The sequence below is a fragment of the Acinetobacter sp. WU_MDCI_Abxd143 genome, assembly GCF_025514195.1.
Lineage (GTDB): Bacteria > Pseudomonadota > Gammaproteobacteria > Pseudomonadales > Moraxellaceae > Acinetobacter > Acinetobacter pittii_H.
This window is the reverse complement of sequence record NZ_JAHPTH010000007.1, coordinates 17,608-41,587: the sequence shown is the minus strand read 5'-3', so window position 1 is coordinate 41,587 and position 23,980 is coordinate 17,608. Positions and strand designations below refer to the sequence as shown.

Annotated in this window: 20 protein-coding genes and 4 tRNA genes; 10 read left to right on the top strand and 14 right to left on the bottom strand. The window is 41.1% G+C overall.

The features are described from left to right. Positions 1-30: 30 nt before the first annotated feature. Positions 31-639, top strand: coding sequence for a LysE family translocator (locus KTI79_RS13220; protein WP_086375856.1), 609 nt, complete (start codon positions 31-33; stop codon positions 637-639). A gap of 149 nt (positions 640-788) precedes the next feature. On the opposite strand, the gene KTI79_RS13215 is transcribed toward KTI79_RS13220, so the two are convergent. Genes KTI79_RS13215 through KTI79_RS13200 form a run of 4 tightly spaced genes read right to left on the bottom strand, consistent with a single transcriptional unit; the run spans position 789 to position 4,950 of the window. Next, on the bottom strand, positions 789-1,835 hold the full coding sequence (locus tag KTI79_RS13215; protein ID WP_032055213.1) for an AbrB family transcriptional regulator: 1,047 nt from the start codon (positions 1,833-1,835) through the stop codon (positions 789-791). Between the two features lie 49 nt (positions 1,836-1,884). Continuing rightward, positions 1,885-3,384, bottom strand: a complete 1,500-nt coding sequence (locus KTI79_RS13210; RefSeq protein WP_032055211.1) for a tripartite tricarboxylate transporter permease — start codon at positions 3,382-3,384, stop codon at positions 1,885-1,887. A gap of 12 nt (positions 3,385-3,396) precedes the next feature. After that, a complete protein-coding gene (locus KTI79_RS13205; RefSeq protein ID WP_005803309.1) occupies positions 3,397-3,843 on the bottom strand; it encodes a tripartite tricarboxylate transporter TctB family protein in 447 nt (148 codons plus the stop codon). A 54-nt stretch (positions 3,844-3,897) separates the two neighbouring features. Continuing rightward, entirely contained in the window at positions 3,898-4,950 is a 1,053-nt protein-coding gene (locus KTI79_RS13200; protein WP_032055209.1) for a Bug family tripartite tricarboxylate transporter substrate binding protein, read from the bottom strand. A 792-nt stretch (positions 4,951-5,742) separates the two neighbouring features. Here KTI79_RS13200 and KTI79_RS13195 point away from each other — a divergent pair. The 6 genes from KTI79_RS13195 (at position 5,743) to tcuB (ending at position 12,841) form a co-directional block, all read left to right on the top strand. Beyond that, positions 5,743-6,672 (top strand): LysR family transcriptional regulator, encoded by a 930-nt coding sequence (locus KTI79_RS13195; protein WP_000403821.1) that lies wholly within the window; start codon positions 5,743-5,745, stop codon positions 6,670-6,672. A gap of 277 nt (positions 6,673-6,949) precedes the next feature. Then, complete coding sequence (locus tag KTI79_RS13190) at positions 6,950-8,260, top strand: MFS transporter (RefSeq protein WP_014208455.1); 1,311 nt, start codon at positions 6,950-6,952, stop codon at positions 8,258-8,260. Between the two features lie 91 nt (positions 8,261-8,351). Then, positions 8,352-9,146, top strand: a complete 795-nt coding sequence (locus KTI79_RS13185; protein ID WP_032055207.1) for a substrate-binding domain-containing protein — start codon at positions 8,352-8,354, stop codon at positions 9,144-9,146. Between the two features lie 132 nt (positions 9,147-9,278). After that, on the top strand, positions 9,279-10,208 hold the full coding sequence (locus KTI79_RS13180; RefSeq protein WP_032055205.1) for a LysR family transcriptional regulator: 930 nt from the start codon (positions 9,279-9,281) through the stop codon (positions 10,206-10,208). Positions 10,209-10,311: 103 nt separating this feature from the next. Beyond that, positions 10,312-11,718, top strand: coding sequence for an FAD-dependent tricarballylate dehydrogenase TcuA (gene tcuA / locus KTI79_RS13175; protein WP_032055204.1), 1,407 nt, complete (start codon positions 10,312-10,314; stop codon positions 11,716-11,718). Beyond that, positions 11,708-12,841 carry a tricarballylate utilization 4Fe-4S protein TcuB gene (gene tcuB, locus KTI79_RS13170; RefSeq protein WP_032055203.1) on the top strand — a complete coding sequence of 378 codons (1,134 nt, stop codon included), beginning with the start codon at positions 11,708-11,710 and terminating at the stop codon, positions 12,839-12,841. Before tcuA ends, tcuB begins: the two co-directional genes overlap by 11 nt. A gap of 77 nt (positions 12,842-12,918) precedes the next feature. Here the strand turns inward: tcuB and KTI79_RS13165 are convergent, their stop codons facing one another. After that, the gene (locus tag KTI79_RS13165) at positions 12,919-13,452 is read right to left on the bottom strand and encodes an HPP family protein (RefSeq protein ID WP_032055201.1); all 534 of its coding nucleotides are present in this window, start codon (positions 13,450-13,452) and stop codon (positions 12,919-12,921) included. 97 nt (positions 13,453-13,549) lie between these two features. Here KTI79_RS13165 and KTI79_RS13160 point away from each other — a divergent pair, with 97 nt between their 5' ends. Beyond that, positions 13,550-14,101 (top strand): TetR/AcrR family transcriptional regulator, encoded by a 552-nt coding sequence (locus KTI79_RS13160; RefSeq protein WP_032055199.1) that lies wholly within the window; start codon positions 13,550-13,552, stop codon positions 14,099-14,101. Positions 14,102-14,141: 40 nt separating this feature from the next. Here the strand turns inward: KTI79_RS13160 and KTI79_RS13155 are convergent, their stop codons facing one another. The 3 genes from KTI79_RS13155 to KTI79_RS13145 all read right to left on the bottom strand — a co-directional run bounded on the left by KTI79_RS13155 (position 14,142) and on the right by KTI79_RS13145 (position 18,193). Beyond that, positions 14,142-15,371 (bottom strand): CaiB/BaiF CoA transferase family protein, encoded by a 1,230-nt coding sequence (locus tag KTI79_RS13155; RefSeq protein WP_032055198.1) that lies wholly within the window; start codon positions 15,369-15,371, stop codon positions 14,142-14,144. Positions 15,372-15,422: 51 nt separating this feature from the next. Further along, on the bottom strand, positions 15,423-16,745 hold the full coding sequence (locus tag KTI79_RS13150; RefSeq protein WP_086375857.1) for an MFS transporter: 1,323 nt from the start codon (positions 16,743-16,745) through the stop codon (positions 15,423-15,425). Positions 16,746-16,972: 227 nt separating this feature from the next. Next, the gene (locus KTI79_RS13145; RefSeq protein ID WP_032055194.1) at positions 16,973-18,193 is read right to left on the bottom strand and encodes an acyl-CoA dehydrogenase; all 1,221 of its coding nucleotides are present in this window, start codon (positions 18,191-18,193) and stop codon (positions 16,973-16,975) included. 245 nt (positions 18,194-18,438) lie between these two features. On the opposite strand from KTI79_RS13145, the gene KTI79_RS13140 reads away from it, so the two are divergent. After that, entirely contained in the window at positions 18,439-19,386 is a 948-nt protein-coding gene (locus tag KTI79_RS13140; RefSeq protein WP_032055193.1) for a LysR substrate-binding domain-containing protein, read from the top strand. Between the two features lie 102 nt (positions 19,387-19,488). Here KTI79_RS13140 and KTI79_RS13135 read toward each other — a convergent pair whose 3' ends face one another. Next, complete coding sequence (locus tag KTI79_RS13135) at positions 19,489-20,664, bottom strand: zinc-binding dehydrogenase (protein ID WP_021511527.1); 1,176 nt, start codon at positions 20,662-20,664, stop codon at positions 19,489-19,491. A gap of 402 nt (positions 20,665-21,066) precedes the next feature. On the opposite strand from KTI79_RS13135, the gene add reads away from it, so the two are divergent. Then, complete coding sequence (add, locus tag KTI79_RS13130) at positions 21,067-22,062, top strand: adenosine deaminase (RefSeq protein WP_032055191.1); 996 nt, start codon at positions 21,067-21,069, stop codon at positions 22,060-22,062. Positions 22,063-22,289: 227 nt separating this feature from the next. Here add and KTI79_RS13125 read toward each other — a convergent pair. The 5 genes from KTI79_RS13125 to nadA form a co-directional block, all read right to left on the bottom strand. Beyond that, positions 22,290-22,366: transfer RNA gene (locus KTI79_RS13125), tRNA-Pro, on the bottom strand. Positions 22,367-22,370: 4 nt separating this feature from the next. Then, positions 22,371-22,446, bottom strand: a tRNA-His gene (locus tag KTI79_RS13120). A 33-nt stretch (positions 22,447-22,479) separates the two neighbouring features. Next, positions 22,480-22,556: transfer RNA gene (locus tag KTI79_RS13115), tRNA-Arg, on the bottom strand. Between the two features lie 56 nt (positions 22,557-22,612). Then, positions 22,613-22,689: transfer RNA gene (locus tag KTI79_RS13110), tRNA-Pro, on the bottom strand. Between the two features lie 142 nt (positions 22,690-22,831). Continuing rightward, positions 22,832-23,896: a quinolinate synthase NadA gene (gene nadA / locus KTI79_RS13105; RefSeq protein WP_002115913.1), complete on the bottom strand. Its 1,065-nt coding sequence runs from the start codon at positions 23,894-23,896 to the stop codon at positions 22,832-22,834. Positions 23,897-23,980 lie beyond the last annotated feature (84 nt).

Genomic DNA, 23,980 nt, shown 5'->3' with positions numbered 1-23,980 from the left:
TCCCATCGTTTTCAGTGAGGGAACAAGATAATGGCAGAGTTTATTGCAGTTATTTTCATTACAATTTTGGCGGTGGTTAGCCCCGGCGCTGACTTCGCGATCGTGACCAAAAATAGTTACTTGTACGGTCGAAAAATAGGTGTGTTCACTTCACTCGGAATATCGCTTGGCGTGTTGGTGCATGTGACTTATACGTTAGTCGCCGTTGCCTTTGTGATGATTTATACGCCGCAAATTTTGAATATTGTTAAGTATATTGGCGCGCTTTACCTAATCTATATTGGCTATAAGACTTTTACTCAAAAACCTGTTTTAGACACCACTGCTTTAACGTCTATAGGTACTTTTCAAGCCATAAAGTACGGCTTTTTTACTAACGCCCTGAACCCTAAAACCACGCTATTTGTGATTAGTACCTATACGCAAATTGTGAGTTTAACTACGCCTAAAACTATTCTTTTGGCTTATGGCTTTTTTATGTCATTTGCACATTTCTTATGGTTTTCACTGGTGGCTGTGCTGTTTTCATCCATGCTACTGAGACAGAAAATGTTAGCCAAGCAAGTACAGATTAATAAGGTGATTGGTTCAATTTTATGGGTATTAGGGGTGATTCTACTTTTTACTAAGTTTCAGTAGAGGCACTTGATTACTAAAGCGATAATAAATACAGAGCATCGCTTTAGCTTATTTTGGTCAATAGATTAAGACATTACATGACTTAACCATGTAAGCGCTAACCATAGATATTCCCCACCTAAACATTCTCTTCAGTTGCCTAGGAAGTCTTACTTTTTAGATTTAAAAAACAATTGCAGACTGTATTGATAAAAAAAGCGTGTAGTGAGAATTACGAAAATTAATCTTGAGAGTTGAAAGGAAACAATAATGGGTACTGCGAGTCCGAGAGCTTTAGCCATCAGTGACATTTCTGCGATGCCTCCGGGAGAAAGACCTAAAATCAAGATTTGTTTTTCTGTATGACTTAAATTAACCAGTAATAAAGCAACACTGATCGATAACACTAAAGCCAGTAAATTGAATATTAGTGTGATTCCAATAAATTTTTTATTTTTCCTTAAAAAGCTAAATGGAAATTTGCTACCTAGTGACCAACCAATACAGACTTGACCAAAGGCAGTAAACCATTCAGGCAATTTCATCTGAAGTATTCCGCAAAATGACAATAACCCGATAATGGCGAGTGGCCCCAAAATCCAAGCATTCAAAAGATTAAAAAATTGAAAAACCTGACCAACAAACAGAGCCAAACAAAACAGTAAGACGACCTGAAAAAAGTTAAATTGATCTGACACTGGTATCTTTAAACCAGTCCATTCGACATGAAAATAAAGTTCCATAAAAATTGGGACCAGCACAACCAAAATCACAATTCTTAGGCTATGAGCAGCAACGACTTTATCGACTTGAGCTTGGTGTCGCTCTGCAATATTCACCATTTCACTGGCGCTACCAATCGCAGAAGAAAACCATGCAGTAGCCCAATCCAAGGCATTAACTCGATATTGCAATCCAGCCAGCAACGTCCCCAACACAAGTGACCATGCCAAACCTATGAGGATAAAGCCCCAATATGCTGCCACTGCCTGTACCAAAGCTGGTGAAAAGTATAGGCCTAACGCCATACCAATAATAACCTGTCCTATGCGTCGCCACTGGGGATCACAGGCAAGTGGATGACCAACGCTACCGAACAATAAGGCCGTCAATAAAGGGCCAAGCAACCAAGGCAAGGGAATATGTAGATATTTGGCAATTAAAGCTCCGACCAGAGCAATTGCTAATCCTTTGAGATTTGAGGTTATTTTTTCCATAATTCAGAGCAATAATAGCCAACCAATGCTGACTATTATTGCTGTCCTATTAAGCTTGTTGCTTTTTGATAAACAAGTATTTACGAACGATTGGCAAGATCAATAATAATCCTGACATGATCCAAAGTCCTATACTAATGTTACTGCTCCATAAGACATCAAGTTCCCCTTGAGAAATTGAAAGTGCACGGCGCAGATTCGATTCCATTAATTCGCCAAGTACAAAACCAAGAATCAGTGGGGCTAAAGGAAAATCAAATTTTCTGAGAATATATCCACATACACCCAAGCCCATACAGAGCAGCAAGTCAAAGATATTGCTATGAATAGCATATACACCTACAAAACTCACACTTGCGATGATCGGGATCAGAATGTAATTAGGAATACTCAGCATGCGGGCAAAGAAGCCTACCAATGGCAAGTTTAATACCAACAGAATGATATTACCCACCATAAGCGATGCAATCAGCGACCATACCAATACTGGTTGCTGAACAAATAACTGTGGACCTGGTGCGATGTTGTACATAAGCAAGGCGCCCATCATGACCGCAGTCGTTCCCGAACCCGGCACACCGAGTGTCAACATGGGTACAAATGAACCACAAGCAGCTGCGTTATTCGCACTTTCTGGTGCAGCAAGCCCACGTAAATCACCTTTACCAAACTTGCTACTATCTTTTGCCATTTTTCGCTCAGTGGTATAGGCCATTGCACTTGCAACGGTTGCGCCTGCTCCCGGAAGAATACCTAAGAAGAAACCAATCACTGAACTGCGAATAATAGCAACTAACGAGAAAATGAACTCTTTAAGATTAAAAAGAGAACGCTTTCCTTGTTTTAAAGCAACTTGACCAATTGTCGTACGTTCGAGCATTAATAGGATTTCGCTTACACTAAATAAGCCAATAACCAAAGTAGTAAAAGCAATTCCATCACTTAAACCGACACTGTTAAAGGTAAAGCGATATACACCTGTAATTGCATCCATTCCCACAGTTGAAAGTGCTAAGCCCATGAGTGCCATAATCAAGGTTTTAAAAGGCTGCGTACTGACCAGACCAGTTAAACAAACAATTGCAAAGACCATCAGAGCAAAATATTCAGCGGGACCAAATGCAATTGCCCATTTCGCCAGTATAGGAGCAAACAATACAATCCCAATAAAAGCGACCGTACTCCCAACAAAGGAACTGACCGATGACAAAGACAATGCAATTCCTGCCTTTCCTTGCTGTGCCAATGGATAACCATCTAAGGTGGTCATAATGGCTCCGGCATCTCCGGGTACGTTTAACAGAATCGCTGAAATACGTCCGCCATATTCACAGCCCAAATAAACCGCTGCCAATAGAATCAAGGCACTATCTACGGGTAAACCCAAAGCGTAAGCAAACGGCAATAAAATTGCCACCCCATTAATTGGACCTAAACCTGGTAATAAGCCAACAATCGTTCCAATAAATGCGCCAATCAAAGCAATTAAAAGATTCTGCGGTTGCAAGGCAACTTCAAACCCCATCATTAAAAAACTTAATACATCCATATCGGGTCATCCTTAACCAAAAAATCCAAGTGGTAATGGCACATCCAAGAAACGGTCAAACATATAGTAGGTACTCATGCTAAGTACCAAACCTGTCACCAAAACCGGTATGGTTTTGCCATGGAAAAGTTTGCCCACTGCAATGGTCATCAACAGGGTTGCAACAATAAAGCCGAGCCATTCAAAAACTAATGCGTATAGCGTTAAAGCCACAGCGCACAACGCTAACTTAACGACTAGATGTTTTGTCCATCCCAATTCCACGGGTTCAAACATAATGGCCGGTCGAATAGTGAGATACGCTGCACTCGCTGTAATTAAGCCCATTAATAAAATAGGAAAAGCTTTAGGACCCACTGGATCGTAGGAAATTGGGGCTTCAAAATTGCTCGCATAAATCAACAAAAATAACCCACAAACCGTAATAATGGCGGTAAGAATCCGTTCAGATTTCATCATCTATCCTCAGAAAAAAACTGAGCTGAAAAATAGCTTCTCAACCCAGCCGATTTGTTATTGTGATAATTTATATTCTTGCGATAACTGCCGCATTTCCGCGGTCTGTTTATAAACATAAGCTTTGAGTTCTTCACCTGTCAGCTGAAATGGAAGTAGATCCTGATTTTCACGGACTGCGTCAAATTTCTGGTTAGCCATCATTTTGTCGAAGGCATTTTTCCACCAACCATAGGCTTCATCGCTCACCTTTGGTCCCATATAGAAACCACGGATCACCGGCCACTCAATGTCATAGCCTTGCTCTTTTGCAGTAGGTAATTTTGAAAACTTCCCGTCTAAACGTTTGTTAGCAAAAACTGCCAAAACCCGAATATCACCAGACTCTACGTATGAACTGACTTCACTAATATTGCCTACCCCAACTTGAATATGTTGTCCCAATAATGAAGTCAGCACTTCCCCACCGCCTTCAAGTGCAACAAATCTTAAATCGGCAGGACTAATACCTGCTTTTTTTGCCAACATTGCTGTTTGCATCCAGTCTTGACCACCCACACTTCCGGCACCACCAAAGCTAAGTGCTTTTGGGTTTTCTCTGAGTGCTTTCATCAAGTCATCAAGGTTTTTCAATGGTGAGTCTTTATGTACCGAAACCAAACCATAATCGACGGCGACGCCAGACAACCATTTCACATCTTTTTCAGTGAAGTGTCCGAATTTTCCTTGTGCTAAGTTCAAGAGTGAACCAGTGGAAAATGCAACCACGGCATTATTATTCGCAGGGTCACTGTTAACGATTTTGTTATAGGCTACGGCACCAACCCCACCTGGCATATAGGTTACGCGTATTGGATCTTTGAGTTGGTCTGTTTGTTTAAAGCCAGATTGAATCAATTTACAGGTCATATCAAACCCGCCACCCGGCTTAGCTGGGGCTATACATTCCGGACGTTTTGGCTGACCCGCCTCTTTAGAAGCATTTCCTGATCCACACCCAGCCATTGTCACACTGACGCATGTTAATGCGAGTAAAGTTAAATTTTTCATGTTACATACATCCTTATAACGTTTTGCTCTATTCATATTTTGATTTTTACCAATCTCCATAATCGACCTCCTTGGCACGATCATGCTTATTGGTTTTTAGTTTTGGTCTTATGTTTTGAAATGCGCTTTTCACATCGAACTTCAGTAATGCAGCGTTACTATAAAAATTACGAATCAATCGACTGAAAAAAATAGCTAAGTAGAGGGAAAGTTAGGACAATCACCAGATCTATAATGAGAATTAAAACCTTTGCAGAAATATCTAAAAATGCTTCGGTTAAATAATACTGATGAATAACAACAAGATAGTAAAAACGTAATCTATTGCGTTGTCTTTTGCATATCCATGCTATGGGTAACGTTAATATTCAAATAAATAAACCTGTTTACCCAATCTTCCCTTCTGATCAAATGAGCTAAATACTCATACATTTTTCCAATAGTTATTGAATCAGTTACTCTTCTTCATCATTTGTAAATCCATCATATTTTCTAATGCATCATGCATTTAATGTGCTCCTTTTTTCATTTGAAAAGATTAAAGCACAGATCAAGAAAACATCGTGATACCAATAAATTAAAGGGGGCATTAGTAAAATTAAATAGGTTAAAATTCTAAGAAAAATAAAATGGGAGAGAATAAAATTTAAAGGTAAATTTATCGTAATAATAAATAAAAGTTAGAGAATAAATTTTAATATTAAAGTTGAAAAAGATCGTTTTATTATTTTTAGAATATCAAATTGAAGATCTTTTTTATGGATTGCTGTTAATATTAAAGCACATGATAGATTTCCCAATCCTTCATATCTGTATCAATTAAATCAAGGATGATGAGCGAACACATTTATTATGGAAATCAAGCAAATAAAATATTTTTTGACTGTGGTTGAAGCAGGTAGTATTGGTAAAGCTGCCCAAAAACTTGATGTGGGTGCTTCTGCTATTAGCCAGCAAATTAGTAAATTAGAACAAGAGCTAAGCATTCGTCTATTACAGCGTAATGCCTTTGGTGTAACCCCTACTCCCGCAGGACTCGCCTTTTTAAAACATTCTCAACTTATTTTACGTCAAGTGAACTTCGCGGTAGATGCTGCTCATTCTGCACGACTGTCTGGACATGTCAGCCTTGGTTTTCCACCGACCATTACTGCCTTGATTGGCATCCCTTTAATGAAACTAATGTCTGAACGTTACCCAGACATTCGTTTAGAGATTGTGGAAACGCTATCGGGCAATCTAATTCAATCCATTAACTCGCGTCAGCTCGATATCGCGATTATTTTTACCAATGAAATTGATAAACAGTGGTCGATTCAACCCTTAGTACGTGAGCAAATGTATTTAATGGCACGCAAGGAAGTGCTTGAAAAATACGGTCTTGCCGACTGCATCAAAAGTGGCGTTATTCAGTCTCAACAAATTGGAGATCTTCCTTTAGTACTACCACGTCAGCGCCATAGTTTAAGAAAGTTGCTTGAGCACAAGATTGGTCAGCTTAATGTCGTCTATGAAATTGATGGCCTACACTTACTCATGGACAGTCTAATTCACCTCGACCTTGCCAGTGTCCGCCCAGGCAGCGCTTGTCTGCAAGAGTACAAACATAAACTTCAATTACTCAAGTTAGTAGAACCTGAAGTTGAACGAATCAATTATTTGGTGAGCCTTGCCGAAGAAGAATTATCACCTGCCGCACTTGCCGCAAAGTCAGCCATTAAGGCTTGCGTGAAAGATTTGATTCAAAACCAGATTTGGCCATGTTCTGAAATTATTTTATAAAGAGTCATTAATTTTATTAAATACCTAATTAATTTTGCCCTCTCACTCCCTCCCGCTTTTTGAGATTACATTTTCGTCCGAATGATAAGTGGTTTTCTGCTTATCGAAATATAGATGTGTAGTTTGAACTGGAAACAAGGCATCACATTTTCTGCAAAGGACCTCGCTAAATCTCATCTCTAACCCATTTGCTCTTTAGATTTATTGATTGAATCAATTTAGGTCCAGCCTCGAAAATCGTGAATGTTTCCATTTTGTCAGGCCAAGGAGGTCTCCAATGGATGTCGTGAATAACCGTAGGGCTACTTTTAAAAAAATATTAAATGTAACGAGTGGCAACTTTTTAGAGCAGTACGACTTTTTTCTTTTTGGTTTCTATGCCACTTATATCGCGGCAAAATTTTTCCACTCTGAAAATGAATATGTCTCTTTAATGATGACATTTACCGTATTTGCTGCGGGTTTTCTTATGCGTCCTCTCGGCGCTATTTTCTTGGGCGCTTATGTCGACAGAGTTGGTCGACGCAAAGGTCTCATTGTTACTTTAAGCCTTATGGCCATCGGAACCATCTTAATTACCTTTGTACCGGGTTATGAAACCATAGGTATTATTGCGCCGATTTTGGTGGTCATTGGACGTCTATTACAAGGCTTTTCGGCAGGTGTTGAATCTGGCGGTGTGTCGATTTATCTCGCAGAGATTGCAACGGATAAAAATCGTGGATTTATCACAAGCTGGCAGTCTGGCAGCCAACAAGTTGCTGTTGTGTTTGCTGCATTACTTGGCTACTGGCTCAACACCATTTTAACTACTGCTCAAGTGGGTGAATGGGGCTGGCGTATTCCGTTCTTAATCGGTTGTTTGATTATTCCTTTAATCTTTTTGTTCCGTCGTACTTTAGAGGAAACCGAAGACTTTAAAGCGCAAAAGACTCATCCTTCAACAAAAGAAATTTTTAGCACACTGGCAAGCAACTGGCGCATCGTCCTTGCAGGCATGATGATGAGTGCGATGACGACGACCACTTTCTACTTTATTACGGTTTACACCACAGTGTATGCAAAACGTACTTTAGAAATGTCAGTAACAGATAGCCTTTTAGCAACCGTGTTTGTTGGTTTGTCTAATTTCTTCTGGTTACCAATGGGTGGTTTGCTTTCAGACAAAATTGGCCGCCGTCCAGTTCTAGTCGGCATTACCACACTTGCTCTCTTTACAAGTTATCCAGTTTTAAGTTGGTTAGTGAGCAACATTAGCTTCTCAAACCTTCTAATTACGCTTGCTTACTTCTCGTTCTTCTTTGGTATGTACAACGGAACCATGGTCGCAACCCTTGCAGAAGTGATGCCGAAACGTGTGCGTACAGTTGGTTTCTCTTTAGCATTCAGCCTTGCAGCCGCTATTTTTGGTGGTATGACACCAATGGCTTGTACCTTCCTTGTCGAAAACACAGGCAACCCAAGTACCCCTGCTTTCTGGCTCATGCTTGCTGCGGTCTGTAGCCTCATCTCAAGCTTGTATCTATGCCGCGGTTCTAAACAGAAAAATACTGATGCGATTGCTGAACCTGCAAAAATTAGCGCTTAAAACAACAACTACTTAACCTGAAATTTTAATGAACAGTACGGCAGATCTTACGTCTCCGTACTGTGTTCTCCTGTCATTAAAGCGAGATACTATGAAAAAGTCCCCTATCTTCATGACCATTTGCCTAGCTGGTGCTGGCTTAGGCTCAACTCTTACTAACGCAGATACAATCGAAGTGATTAGCTCAGGCGGTTTTTATTCATCTATGGAAAAACTCATTCCATTATTTGAAAAACAAACAGGCCATACTGTGCATCTCTCGTCTGGTTCATCAATGGGCGCATCACCGACTGCAATTCCAAATCGACTCGATCGTGGTGAACGTTTTGATGTGGTAGTCTTGGCTGCTCCTGAACTCAACAAGCTCGCAGAAAAGGGTTATGTAGACCCCAATTCACAAAGTGCTTTAGTAAATTCAAGCATTGGCATGGCTGTGCCTAAAGGTGCACCAAAGCCAGATATTAGCTCTGCGGCAAAATTCGAAAAAGTTTTATTAAATGCCAAGCACATAGGCTATTCAGCAAGTGCGAGTGGTACGCATCTTGAAAAAGATGTTTTCCCAAGCTTCCCGCCTGTCGAGTACAAAGTAATTTCGGGTAAGGCAGAAAAAGTAGTTGGTGACCGCGTTGCAAAACGTATCGCTGAAGGCCAGTTTGATATTGGTTTCCAGCAAATTAGTGAAATCAAACCTTTTACTGGCACATATGGTCAAGTTGAATTAGTCGGCCCAATCCCTGCACCTTATCAAAAAGTGACGGTATTTGCGGCAGGCATTGGTAAAAACTCGGAACATGCAAAAGTCGCAAAAGAGTTAATTAAATTTGTGAAATCGCCACAAGCCACCCAAATTATTGAAGAACAGGGTCTTGAGCAGGTTAAAGAATAAAAGCTCTAAAAGGCAACATCTTGAGGTGATGTTGCCTTTACTCTTTTAGTGGTTTACTCAAAGCAATAGAGTAAAAACTATAGCGACAAACCAGTGTAGAATTAATCCATAAAGGTTAATGTAGTATTTGCCGTGGAACTGAAACAATTAAAGTATTTTATTGCAGTGATCGAGTCAGGAAGCTTGGGTAAAGCTGCAAAAAATCTCGATATTGGAACTTCTGCATTAAGTCAGCAAATCTCAAAATTAGAAAGCGAGCTTTCTATTCGCCTTTTACAACGTACCGCTTTGGGTACGGTTCCCACCCCTGCGGGCTTAGCTTTTTTTCAACAAGTGCAACTGGCACTTAGACACCTAGACCATGCCGTAGACTCTGCGCATTCTTCACGTTTAAGTGGCCACGTCACCGTCGGTTTTTCGCCGAGTGTTGCGTCTGTTATAGGCACTCATTTTTTAAAACTGATGAGAAACCGTTACCCCGACATTAAAGTTCGTTTAATCGAAGGCTTATCGGGTGACCTCAAAGCTTTGGTGAATGCAAGGCAGCTCGATGTCGCCATCATCTTTAGTGACGATGTCGACCCACAGTGGGCCATACAGTCTTTAGTCAAAGAACAGATGTTTTTAATCTCGCCTAAAGAAGTGCTGAGCCAGTACGACCTTGAAAGCTGTATCGATACTCAAACCATTAATCATTCACAGCTTAAAGAACTTCCCCTGATTTTACCGAGTCAACGACATGGACTGCGCTTGTTGCTCGAACAGAAAATTCATCAGCTTAAAGTGGCCTATGAAATTGATGGGCTGCATTTGTTAATGGAAAGCATTAGCCAACTCGAAATGGCAACCATCCAACCTGCGGGTGCATCGTTAAATTCGCGGCAAGACCTATGTTTACTGCGCGTTGTAGAACCTGCCATTGAGCGTATTAATTATTTAATTAGCCTCTCTGAAGAAGAACTCTCGCCTGCCACCTTAGCCACGAAAGTGGTGATTCGTGCCTGTGTAGCAAACTTGATTAATGAAAAGCGCTGGCCCGGTGCGGAACTCATAAACACTTAAGCTGTTAGTGTTTATTTTTACTAAACACCCATTCAAGCTTAGCCTCTCACTTCACCTTTCCTTTTAAAGCTACATTAGCCCTAGCTGAGAAAGGGAGAAATCCATGCATGATGTGATTGTAATTGGTGGTGGGAATGCCGCACTGTGTGCCGCGCTCACGGCAAAAGAAAGTGGTGCTTCTGTGCTGGTAATAGAAGCAGCGCCCAAAGAGTGGCGTGGTGGTAACTCACAACACACTCGTAACCTTCGCTGCATGCATGATGCTCCTCAAGATGTATTGGTCGATGCCTACCCCGAAGAAGAATATTGGCAAGATCTACTTAAAGTGACTGGGGGCAAAACCAATGAACATTTAGCTCGTCTAGTGATTCGTAGCACGGCGACTTGCCGCGACTGGATGCTTAAACATGGTGTTAATTTTCAGCCGCCACTATCGGGTGCTTTGCATGTTGCACGTACCAATGCATTTTTTATGGGTGGTGGTAAAGCCCTCATTAATGCGTACTACCGTAGTGCTCAAGAACTTGGTATCGAAATTTTATACAACACAAAAATTAAAGATCTAAAGTTAAATCAAGGACATTTTGAAGCTGCAATTGCTGAAGATGGACGTGTATTTAAAGCAAAAAGCTGTGTATTGGCCGCCGGTGGTTTTGAGTCAAATTTGGAATGGTTAAGAGAAGCATGGGGACAAAATGAAAACGGCGAATGGCCTGCCGATAATTTCATTATTCGCGGAACCCGCTTTAATCAAGGCAACTTGCTCAAATTTATGATAGATCAAGGCGCCGATATTATTGGTGACCCATCACAATCGCACTGTGTCGCTGTAGATGCGCGCGCACCGTTATATGACGGCGGCATCTGTACCCGTATTGACTGCGTTTCACTGGGAATTGTGGTTAATAACAAAGCTGAACGTTTTTACGATGAGGGCGAAGACTTCTGGCCAAAACGTTATGCGATTTGGGGGCGTCTTGTAGCTAAACAGCCGCAGCAAATTGCTTATTCGATTATTGATTCAAAAGCCATTGGTCGTTTTATGCCACCTGTATTTGCTGGCGTAAAAGCAAATAGCATTCAAGAGTTAGCCGAAAAAATCGGGCTAGATGCCAAAACCTTATGCCATACCGTAGAAGAATTTAATCAAGCCTGTGTGCAAGGCACCTTTAACCATACTGTTTTAGATGACTGCACCACCGAAAATATTGTTCCCAACAAAACTCATTGGGCCGTTCCTCTCGACCAGCCACCCTTCTATGCCTATGCCCTTAAACCCGGCATTACCTTTACCTATTTAGGTTTAAAAGTCGAAGACGATGCTGCTGTGCGTTTTAACAATAAGCCAAGCCTTAACCTGTTTGTCGCAGGCGAAATGATGGCAGGTAACGTACTTGGTCAGGGTTATACCGCAGGTGTCGGTATGTCGATCGGAACGACGTTTGGACGAATTGCCGGAAAAAATGCCGCCCACTATGCACTTTCACAAGGAGTTGAACATGAATGCTAATAGCAAAGCCCTAATTCCAGTTGTTCAGCTCTCTGACCATGAGCAAGAAGTCCAAAGAGCTCTACAGATTTGTAATGCTTGTCGCTACTGTGAGTCTTTTTGCGCTGTATTTGCGGCCATGACCAAACGACTTGAGTTTAATCAAGCCGATATTCATTACCTCGCAAACCTGTGCCATAACTGTGGTGCGTGTTTACACGCTTGCCAATATGCCCCACCGCATGAGTTTGGCGTAAACATTCCAAAAGCGATGGCACAAGTACGTTTAGAAACTTACCAAGAGTTTGCGACCCCTCAGCCTTTAGGTCGACTTTATAAATCTGTGGGTATTCCTTTTGTCTCAGCTTTAACACTTATTTTCTTTTTGTGTATGTTAGCCGTGGTGTGGTACAAAGGCACCGACCTGTTTGCAGGCTATCAAGGTAATTTCTATGCGATTTTCCCGCATAACTTTTTAGCCCTATTGTTTGGAGCGACCTTTACAGTTGCAATTGTTCTGCTCGGCATTGGAATTAGCAAATTCTGGCGACAAACTTCTAAAGTCATTCACGGCAAAGTTGAGAAACCAGACCTTATTCAAGCCACCCAAAACGTATTAACACTTAAATATTTAGATGGCGGTCATGGCAAAGGCTGTAATGAGCAAGATGATCGTTATACACAAATCCGCCGTGTGTTCCATCACCTGACGTTTTATGGCTTTATGCTCTGCTTTGCAGCTACAGGTGTAGCGACTTTATATCATTATTTTCTTGACCTACATGCACCTTATCCTTACCTAAGCTTGCCTGTGATTTTAGGCACTTTAGGTGGAATTGGCTTAGTTGTCGGGCCTGCAGGCTTACTCTATTTAAATCTTAAACGTCATCCGTTGCATGGTGACCGTGAGCAAAAACCTGTAGATCGAGGCTTTATTTTCCTTCTACTTATCGTTAGCGCTTCAGGGCTAGCACTCATGGCATTTCGCAATACCCCTTACATGGCACTTTTACTGATTTTCCATTTAGCCACTGTCATGACTTTCTTTATTACCATGCCATTTGGTAAGTTCGCACACGGTTTTTACCGCAGTGCTTCTTTACTCAAATTTGCTATCGAAGAACGTATTTCCAAGAAATCATAATTTCATTCAAAAGTATTCACTATCTTGGCGTAGTGAATACTTTCATTATTTTAAGCTCAAAACACTTCATGCCATCCCTACTTTTTACTGTTTAAAATTCCCAAGCCATACATTGGCCACTTCGTACTCGCTTTAATATTATTAATGAGCATCGCCACTAAAACTAAAGACACTGCACCCACCAAAACAGGGAAAATTAAGAAATTCCACTCATAATGTATGCTGCTTGCGGTGAGCAAAATAACCAAAGGATTAGCTCCAGCAGGTGGATGAACGCATTTAAAAACCTGCATGAGCGCAATTGCACAGCCCACTGAAAAAGCAATTGTAAAAATTGAAACACCGACAAATTTTAGAAAAAACAAACCCACAAAAGCTGAGATAAGATGCCCAAATATAATATTTCTGGGCTGTGCCAAAGGTGACTGTGACACGGTATACAGCAATACACAGGTTGCACCAAACGGCGCCATGATAAAGATATTATGTGTGACCTTACTCAGCCACAGAAGTATAAAAATACTGACCGTCCCCCCAACAAGGCTTCTTAAAATATCAAATTTAGTGGGCGATGGAGCCAATTTTTCTTTGCCATAAAAGATCGAGAACATGGTTTTTTCCTCAAACAAAAATTTGCTTTTTAAAAAGCATATAGATAAAATTCCAAATAGTACAGATCTGTACTATTTTATTTTTTGGAAAATTTTTATGTCAAAATCTGCCTTAAAAATATTAGATACAGCCGAGAAGCTATTTAATGAAAATAGTTTTGTCGGGGTTGGCGTTGACCTGATTCGCGATGAATCTGGCTGTTCCAAAACCACCATGTACACGTACTATAAAAATAAAAATCAACTGGTTAAGTCTGTGCTCGTTGCACGTGATGAACGGTTTAAGCAAAGTCTTTTGGGCTATGTAGGAGATGCAACAGGGTTAGAGGCCATCAATAAGATTCTGGATTGGCACACCAACTGGTTTAGGCAAGATTTTTTTAAAGGATGTTTATTTGTAAGAGCAGTTGCTGAATCTAATCAAGATGACCAAGACATTATTTCAATTTCAAAAGCCCATAAACAATGGATTAAAGAGCTCATAGCCGCAAACTGTAATATGCCGAATGGTGAAGCTTTATCTGAGCTAATCTATACGGTGATTGAAGGCTTAATTAGCCGCTTTTTAGTCGATGGTTTCGATGAAACACTTGCGATAAATATGAAAAGTTCAATTAATCAATTATTTAATATTAACAAAAATTTATAATTGCAGCCCTAGAGCTGCAATTGAATAGATGAGATTTTGATTAAGCAATCTTCCCATCAATAATGCCCTTCTCTTTTAATGCAGCAAGCTCTTCTGCTGTTTTAAATCTCGATAAGATTTGAGCAGTATGTTCGCCTAGTTCTGGTGGTGCATGATGATATTCAACTGGAGTATCAGATAACTTGATTGGTGAACCAATGGTTTGGAAGTTTTCATTTAAACGATGAGGAATATTTACCACCAAGTTGCGATGTACAATTTGTGGTTCAGCTAAAGCATCTTCAATAGAGTTGATAACACCTACAGGTACTTTAAGTGCATGAATCATGTCGACCCATTCTTTAGCAGTTTTCTGTAAAAAGTGCTCGGACAATAAAGGAATCAGTTCATTTCGATATTTGACGCGGTCCTGATTACGCACAAACTTTTCATTTTCGAGTAGCTCTGGATAACCAATCGCAATACACAAATCTTTAAACTGTTTGTCGTTACCGCAAGCAATAATAAATTCTTTATCTTTAGCCTTAAAAGTTTGATACGGCACAATACTTGGGTGTTGATTACCCATGCGTTGTGGAGCTTTACCTGAGGCTAAATAATTCATTCCCTGATTTGCCAGTGCCGCGACCTGCACATCAAGGAGTGACATATCAATATACTGACCACGCCTTGTGTGCGAACGTGCAATCAAGGCAGCTTGAATGGCAATGGTGGAATATAATCCAGTTTGAATATCTACAACAGCCACACCAACCTTTTGCGCACCACCACCTGCCACATCATCAGGCTCGCCAGTAATGCTCATTAAGCCAGACATACCCTGAATAATAAAATCATAACCGGGTTCTTCTGCACGTGGGCCATCTTGCCCAAAACCGGTAATCGAGCAATAAACAATGTTCGGGTTCAACTCACTTAATGACGCGTAGTCCAAACCATATTTAGCCAAAGACCCTGTCTTATAATTTTCAATGACGACGTCGGCAGTCTTGGCAATTTCATAAATTAAGGCCTGACCTTCGGGTGTGGTTATGTCTACCGCAACCGAATATTTATTGCGATTGGTACACTGAAAATAACCAGATTCACGGGTCATGTTTCCATTTTGATCGGGCATCCATGGTGGACCCCACATACGGGTATCATCACCTACTCGAGGACGTTCAATTTTAATGACTTCCGCGCCAAGGTCTGCCAAGATTTGCCCACACCAAGGCCCTGCAAGCACACGACTTAAATCTAAAACCCGAATTCCTTGTAATGCACCCATAACGATACCCTTATCTTTTAGAAGGCACTCAACGCACCTTCTTTTCATTGTTTATGATTGTCTTTGTGGATCGTACTGACGATCTTTAATAAATAAGCCCGGCAATACACCCGCAACAAAATACGCAGCGCCCATCACAATAAAGGCCATGGTAAAAGTTCCACCCGATGCTAAGAAACCAATCGTGGCTGGTGCAATAGCAGCCCCGACACGACCAATGTTATAAGCACCGCCAATGGCTGTTCCGCGCACATCGGTTGAAAAACTTTCAGCCATATAGGTCGCGTTCACACCGTATGGTATGCCGTATAAGAAGCCAAAAGTGATCAATAAATACAAAATATTGTCAGGGGTATTGAAGAAAATAATGATTGGCAAGAACACGGCGCTGGCTATTGTTCCAAACACAAAAACGGCACGGCGGTTAAATTTGTCAGCCAGATAACCCGCTAAAATTTTGCCTAGAATCATTGCGGTATATGAACCCACCATATAACTGGTTAAGTTTTTAAAGTTCATATGCACTTCTGTTTCTAAATAACTTGGCATCCAGTTGTTAATGCCGTAATAACCGAACTGCAAGAAGAATGCTGTGGTCATCCACAACAAAAACATCTTGCGGTGCTTAAAGTTATTAAAAATTTGCTTATAAATACTGCCACTTTTCGGCTTTTCAGCCACCACCATTTCTTTAGGTTGTCTATTGCCTTGCAAGCTTTCAATTTTGGTGAGCTGCCAAGATTTTGGCTCTGGCACAAAGCGTTGCAGGAAAATATTAACGAAAGCAGGTACTACGGTCAGGAAGAATAAAACGCGCCAGCCATGATCTGGAATAATTGCGCCAGCTAATAACGTCGCAGCAATATAACCTACAGTCTGACCCGTCTGTAACGTGCCCAATACCGTTGTACGGTAAGTAGTCGGTACATATTCAGCCATTAAGGTATTACAAGCCATATAAAGTGCCCCGATTCCTAAAGCACCTATAAAACGTAGAGCCATAAATTGCTCGAAGCTTTGCGTAAAGCCTAACAAACAAGTCGCTACAGAAAAGAAAGTCACCGAGTTGGCAATGGTTCGTACGCGACCAAACTTGTCACATGCCCAACCACCCAAAATACCGCCAATACCCATGCCTGCTAAAGAAGCACTACCTAATGCACCCGCTTGAAAGGTACTTAAACCAAACTCTGCCTTTAAACTGGTCAAGCTATAAGACAGCAGCATAATATCAATGCCATCGACCACCATCGCAAAATAGGCAAATAACAACGCCCATTTCCATGTATTTGGTCCAATCTTTTCATATGTTCCAAGGTTACTTGGAAATGTAGTTCTTAACTCTTTCGATATTACTTGAACATCATTGTTCATCTTTAGTTCCTCATTTTCCCAAATGAGTCATCGATAGCTTACTTATGTTTTCTGTATGACTTAATCTTCTATACTTTTCATCATCTTACATTTAGTTTTAAGTACACAGAGGCACATCTTTACATGAGTATCCGTACGATGAATCTTGTCATTATCCATAAATTTTTGCGTAAAAATCCCTAAAGGCATTCTCGAAAGAACACCTCTATCTTTTAAAAATTAATGAGTTAGTTACTAAATGCTGCGATGCCTGTTTGTGCACGACCTAGAATTAAAGCATGAACGTCATGTGTACCCTCGTAGGTATTTACGACTTCAAGATTGACCAAATGACGTGCCACACCAAACTCGTCACTAATACCATTTCCGCCCATCATGTCACGTGCCATGCGGGCAATATCAAGTGCTTTCCCACAGTTGTTACGCTTAATTAGAGATGTGCCTTCAACTGATGCAATGCCTTCATCTTTCATGCGGCCAAAACGTAAAGCTGCCTGTAAACCCAAAGCAATTTCAGTTTGCATATCTGCCAGTTTCTTTTGAATCAATTGATTTGCAGCCAACGGACGACCAAATTGTTTACGGTCCATGGTGTATTGATGTGCGGTATGCCAACAAAACTCGGCAGCACCCATTGCACCCCATGCAATGCCATAACGAGCGCTATTCAAACAGGTAAATGGGCCTTTCAAACCTCGAATTTCAGGGAACGCATTCTCTTCAGGTACAAATACGTTATCCATCACGATTTCACCCGTAATCGAGGCACGTAAACCGACCTTGCCATGAATGGCAGGCGCAGATAGGCCTTCCCAGCCCTTTTCTAAAATAAAGCCGCGAATGTCACCCACATTACCTTCAGCAGAAACTTCTTTTGCCCAAACCACAAATACATCGGCAATTGGACTGTTGGTAATCCACATTTTTGCGCCACTTAAACGGTAACCACCGTCAACTTTTTTAGCACGTGTAATCATACTGCCCGGATCTGAACCATGGTCAGGTTCGGTCAAACCAAAACAGCCAATGTATTCACCAGTAGCTAGTTTAGGTAAGTACTTCTGCTTTTGCTCTTCACTACCAAACTCATGAATCGGAACCATCACCAATGAGCTTTGCACACTTGCCATAGAGCGGTAACCCGAATCGACATATTCAATTTCACGCGCAACCAAACCATAACTCACATAGTTCAAACCTGCGCCGCCATATTGCTCAGGAATGGTTGGCCCCAGTAAGCCGAGCTCTCCCATTTCACGAAAAATAGATGGATCTGTTGTTTCATGACGGAATTGTTCAAGTACACGGGGTTGCAGGCGTTCTTGGCAATAGGCATGAGCCGCATCACGAATCATGCGCTCATCTGGGCTAAGCTGTTGCTCAATTAAAAATGGGTCTTGCCAGTTAAATTGAACTTTTGCTTTTTTTGTTGTCACCATGTGATTCATCGCATCCTCTGCTTGATTTGATCTTCTTTATTTAACTCGATGTTATGCGTGAAAAATGCAGTAATCAAACGATAAATGTTCATGCAGATATGCGACTTACGCATATTTAAAATAAGATGCATTAAATTTAGATATTTAATTGGTTGTATTTCATTAAAAATGGCTTATTTTTATACTAAACTCTGATATCTGCATGTAGGTCATATGCTGTTTTGAAATATGACGACAAATAAAAGGATTTATTTATGCGAAGAAGTATCCCGTCTATTCAGGGCCTGATTTGCTTTGAAAGTGCAGCGAAACATCTAAGTTATACCTATGCTGCGCAAGAGTTATGCATTACCCAAAGTGCAGTCTCGCGTCAAATTCAACAATTAGAAGATTTCTTAGGCGTTGAACTCTTTATACGTACTCGGCATGGCGTTGAACTCACCATTGCAGGCCAACAATATTTTAAAAGTATTAAGCCCTACCTATTAGGTCTAGAGAAATGTACAGCCGATGTGATTTCTCATAAAGGTTTAGGTGGAACATTAAAGTTAGGCGTGGTGCCTACCTTTGCAACGCGCTGGCTGTTACCCAAGCTCCATCTTTTAAATCAAAAACACCCTGAAATTACAGTACATTTAGAAACCAGTACCAAACCTTTTTTATTTAACGATAATATTTTTGACGCTGCCATTTTTGCAGGGACACAGCAGCAAATTGACCACTGGCCCGGCATACAAGCACACTATTTAATGGATGAAGAAATTGTACCTGTGTGCTCACCAAAACTGATCGAAAAGTATTTTCCAGATGCGGTGATGATCAATGAAAATACCTATGATCTAAGCTCTGAAGATTTGCTGAAAATTCCTCTGCTACAACAAACCACTCGGCCTAGCATTTGGCAAGAATGGTTTCTGACCCATCACATGCAGCACCCTAAACCTTTTGATGGACAACGCCATGAGTTATTTTCAATGCTTGCGGTAGCTGCTAGCCATGACATGGGAATGGCCCTAATTCCGCAAATGTTGATTGAGTCTGAACTACAAAAAAAGGAACTGGTGATTGTTTCCAATAAAAAACTAAAAGGCAGCCGAAAGTATTATCTCATTCACTCAAGCCAAGACATCTCACCGACTATTCAAAAATTTGTTGACTGGATTTACCAAGAATTAGAACAACTAAAGAGCAATGCAAATTAGCTTAGTAGCTTTTATTTATGCCCAATATCGCGAACTATACTCATAAAAAAGGTTGTGATTAATCAAATCACAGCCTTTTAGTTAAACGTAAATATCTTTGAATTAATGACTCATTAATTGAATGTCTGAACCACTACGTTTCGGGTCAATCAAGATTTTGGCATGCTGTTCAGGGTCACGTAACGCTTCAAATGCACTCGTAACCCCCTCTAAACCGACAACACCAGTAATCAGCGGCGAACAATTCACTTTACCTTCTGCAATCATGTGTAGCGCATCTCGGAACTCAAGCGGTGTATAGCCCAACACAAACTGAATTTCTAACTCTTTATTAATTGCAAGTGCGGGTTCGATTTTGTCGCTTTGCATGCAGACGCCCACCCCAACAATTCGGGAAAATAAAGGCGCACCTTCAATAATTTGCTGCAAAACACCCGGTACGCCCACACACTCAAAAATAACAGGACGTTTTGGCAGAGCGCCCAATTTATCAATCATGCGCCATCCATGCCACCACGGTAAGCGTGTCGCTTGCAACTTATCAAATAGTCCCATGCCCATGTTAATTGCGTCAGAAACATTGCCAAGCAAACCAAACTCTTTCCAGTTGGCAAATGGCGATGTCTCTTTAGGGTCTACCACAATATCCGCACCACATTGCTCGGCAAGCTTACGGCGGTTTGGTGAAAAATCACTGGCAACTACAGTTTTAACCCCAGCCGCTTTAAGCATTAATATGACACCTAGCCCAACAGGTCCGCAGCCAATCACAATAGCAGGCTCACTGGTTTTCACACGGCTACGGCGAACGGCATGCAATGCAACCGCCATAGGTTCGGTCATGGCAGCACTATCCGCATCTAGACCATTCGGGACTTCAAACATCAAGCTTGATTGAGCCAATACTTGCTCGGCATAACCACCCGAAGCATTTGGCGAAAGTCCCGTAGACAAATAACCATGCTGATCTACATTCAAAAGCGGCATTGCACAAACGAGTGTGTCGGCTTTAAATTTATGGCGTGTTTTTGGACCGTAGTCTAAAACCTTGCCGCAAAACTCATGTCCTAGTACAAATGGGTCTGTAGACTTGGCTAAACCATTAAACCCGACACGTGCAGCCAAATCATGCATGTGGTCGCAGTGGTGCTGCATATGTAAATCTGAACCACAGATCCCACATCGCACCACTTCCAATAAAACTTGTCCTTTTGCAGGCGTTAAGTTCGGTTGGTCTACTACTTGCAATGTTGCTTGATGACAAAGTACCGACTTCATTTGAGTGCTTCCTATTTCTTCTTTTTCATTTACTTGCCAGAAATAGATTTCTACAGATAAATTAATCGCTTTATCGGTTTGGTCTTTAGCAAGCCTTTATTCATCTTTACAAGTAAAAGGCAAAATACCAATGACCATTCTTCAGCCAATCCACTCTTGAAGAGTCAACAAAAAACAGGCTCAGCAAAATTAAAAACAATAAAAATCTTGGTGCTTGTATCTTACACAGACTGCGTTGTCTTCTTAGGCCAGAACAATGTCATCAAAATTAAAACTTATACAAATATAGTAAGTTCAAAAAACTCAACTCAACCATTTTCACAAAAACATAGCAAATCCAAACTTTTATCAGTGCATCTAAACAGGCATGATGAATTGATGCAAACAGATAAGAAGAAATCTATGATTACAAAAACGCTCCCGCTTACAGATATACATCGCCACCTTGATGGCAACATCCGCATTCAAACCATTTTAGAATTGGGTCAGCAATACCATTTAGATTTACCTGCTTACGACATTGAATCTTTACGACCACACGTACAAGTTATGGATAACCAACCTGACTTATTAAGTTTTTTATCTAAGCTCGATTGGGGTGTAAAAGTATTAGCAAGCTTAGATGCCTGCAAACGTATTGCATTTGAAAACATGCAAGATGCAGCACAACAAGGGCTAGACTATGTAGAGCTGCGTTTTTCACCGGGTTATATGGGAATGACACATCAACTTCCACTCGAAGGTGTGGTTGAAGCAGTTATTGCTGGTGTAAAAGAAGGTAGTCAGGCGTACGGTGTAAAAGCGAATTTAATTGGCATTATGAGCCGTACTTTTGGTCAGGAAGCCTGCGAAAAAGAATTAAATGCCCTGCTTGCCCATAAAAATGATATTAAAGCATTGGATCTTGCTGGAGATGAGCTTGGTTTTCCGGGCAATTTATTTATTGAGCACTTTAAAAAAGCGCGTGATGCAGGTTGGCACATTACGGTACATGCAGGCGAAGCTGCCGGCCCAGAAAGTATTTGGCAAGCTATTGAAGAATTAGGTGCCGAACGAATTGGACATGGTGTTAAAGCAGTTCAAGATTTAAAACTTTTAGATTATTTAGCGAAACATGAGATTGGTATTGAATCTTGCCTTACCTCAAATATTCAAACCAACACAGTACCTTCTTTAGCAGAGCATCCATTAAAGACTTTTTTAGAACATGGTGTGCTTGCCACCATTAATACGGATGATCCCGCGGTTGAAGGCATTGAAATACAGCATGAATATTTAACTGCTGCTCCATTAGCAGGTTTAAGCCCTGAGCAAATTTATACAGCTCAACAAAATGGCCTAAAAATCGCATTTTTATCACATCAAGAAAAGGATGAGTTAAGGCAGAAATATCAATAACAGAGAACAGAGAACAGAGAACAGAGAACAGAGAACAGAGAACAGAGAACAGAGAACAGAGAACAGAGAACAGAGAACAAAGCTTATATAAATAAGTTCAAATATTGGAGTGTGTATGAATTAAAATTTAAATATATAAAAACAAAAAAATTCCTTCTATCGATAAGACAAGAAGAAATTCTTTTCAATATTTGGGATATTTTATAAAGCTTGAACGCTTTTAAATATGGTCGGAGCAGTAGGATTCGAACCTACGACCCCCTGGTCCCAAACCAGGTGCACTACCAGGCTGTGCTATGCTCCGAAATTGGGGTGAATGACGGGATTCGAACCCGCGACAACTGGAATCACAATCCAGGGCTCTACCAACTGAGCTACATCCACCATCAAATAAGTTCTATGTACCAAGCTACCGAATGGCGCGCCTGACAGGATTCGAACCTGTGACCATCCGCTTAGAAGGCGGATGCTCTATCCAACTGAGCTACAGGCGCTTAACCGATGATGCTTATCATGCGATACTTCGCCGATCTTAAAATATTATTTTAAGTGGTCGGAGCAGTAGGATTCGAACCTACGACCCCCTGGTCCCAAACCAGGTGCACTACCAGGCTGTGCTATGCTCCGATCTATCTCAGCTTTTGCTGTATCGCACATCGTGCGGTACGGTGTGCATTCTAGGCGCGACGCCCTCAGACGTCAACACCTATTCTCAAAAAAAGTTAAAAATCCTTATCAAATGTATATTTAACAAGCATTTTGAGGTTTTTTAACGTTTTAACGATGCACTAAAGGCTAACATTCGATCTAAAGGCATTTTGGCACGTTCAGCAAGCGCTGGATCAACGTGTATTTCCTGATCACCTTTTTGTAAAACTTCTAAAATTCCGTCGAGTTCATTCATTGCCATCCAAGGACAGTGGGCACATGAACGACAAGTTGCCCCCTCACCCGCTGTTGGCGCTTCAACTAAAATCTTATTCGGTACAGCTTGCTGCATTTTGTAGAAAATACCGCGGTCTGTTGCCACAATGAGTCTTTCGTTTGGCAAAGTCTGCGCAGCTTTAATGAGTTGAGACGTACTACCTACCGCGTCTGCAATTTCTACAACTGACTCTGGTGACTCAGGATGTACCAATACAGCAGCGTCTGGATACAGTGCTTTCATGTTGGCAATACCACGCGCACGGAATTCTTCATGCACAATACATGCGCCATCCCAAAGCAACATATCTGCACCAGTTTTCTTCTGAATATAGCGACCTAAGTGCTGATCTGGTGCCCAAATAATTTTTTCACCTAAGCTGTCTAGGTGCTCAACAATTTCAACCGCACAGCTTGATGTCACGACCCAATCTGCACGTGCTTTAACAGCAGCCGATGTATTAGCATAAACAACTACGGTATGGTCAGGGTGCTGATCACAAAATGCCGTGAACTCATCAACTGGGCAACCCAAGTCGAGTGAACAGGTTGCTTCAAGTGTCGGCATTAAAATTGTTTTTTCAGGAGACAGGATTTTTGCTGTTTCTCCCATAAACTTAACACCAGCCACAACCAGTGTAGAGGCTGCATGATCTCGTCCAAAACGGGCCATTTCTAAAGAGTCAGAAACGCATCCACCTGTTTTTTCGGCAAGTTCTTGTACTTCAGGGTCGCAATAGTAATGAGCAACAAGGACAGCATCACGTTTTTTGAGCTCTGCTTCGATCTGCGCAAACTTTTGTTGTTTTGCTTCTTCACTTAAGCGATTGTCTTTTGGCTCACCTAAACGGTCTAAATGCGCTTGTACAATGTTTTTTGCATCGTTGGCAATTAAAGTCGCATCACTCATAAAACGTCTTCTCTATCCTTCATGCTGGCATACCTGCTCGCATATAACGTTACTGCTTAAATGATTTACGGATTGAATCATTTA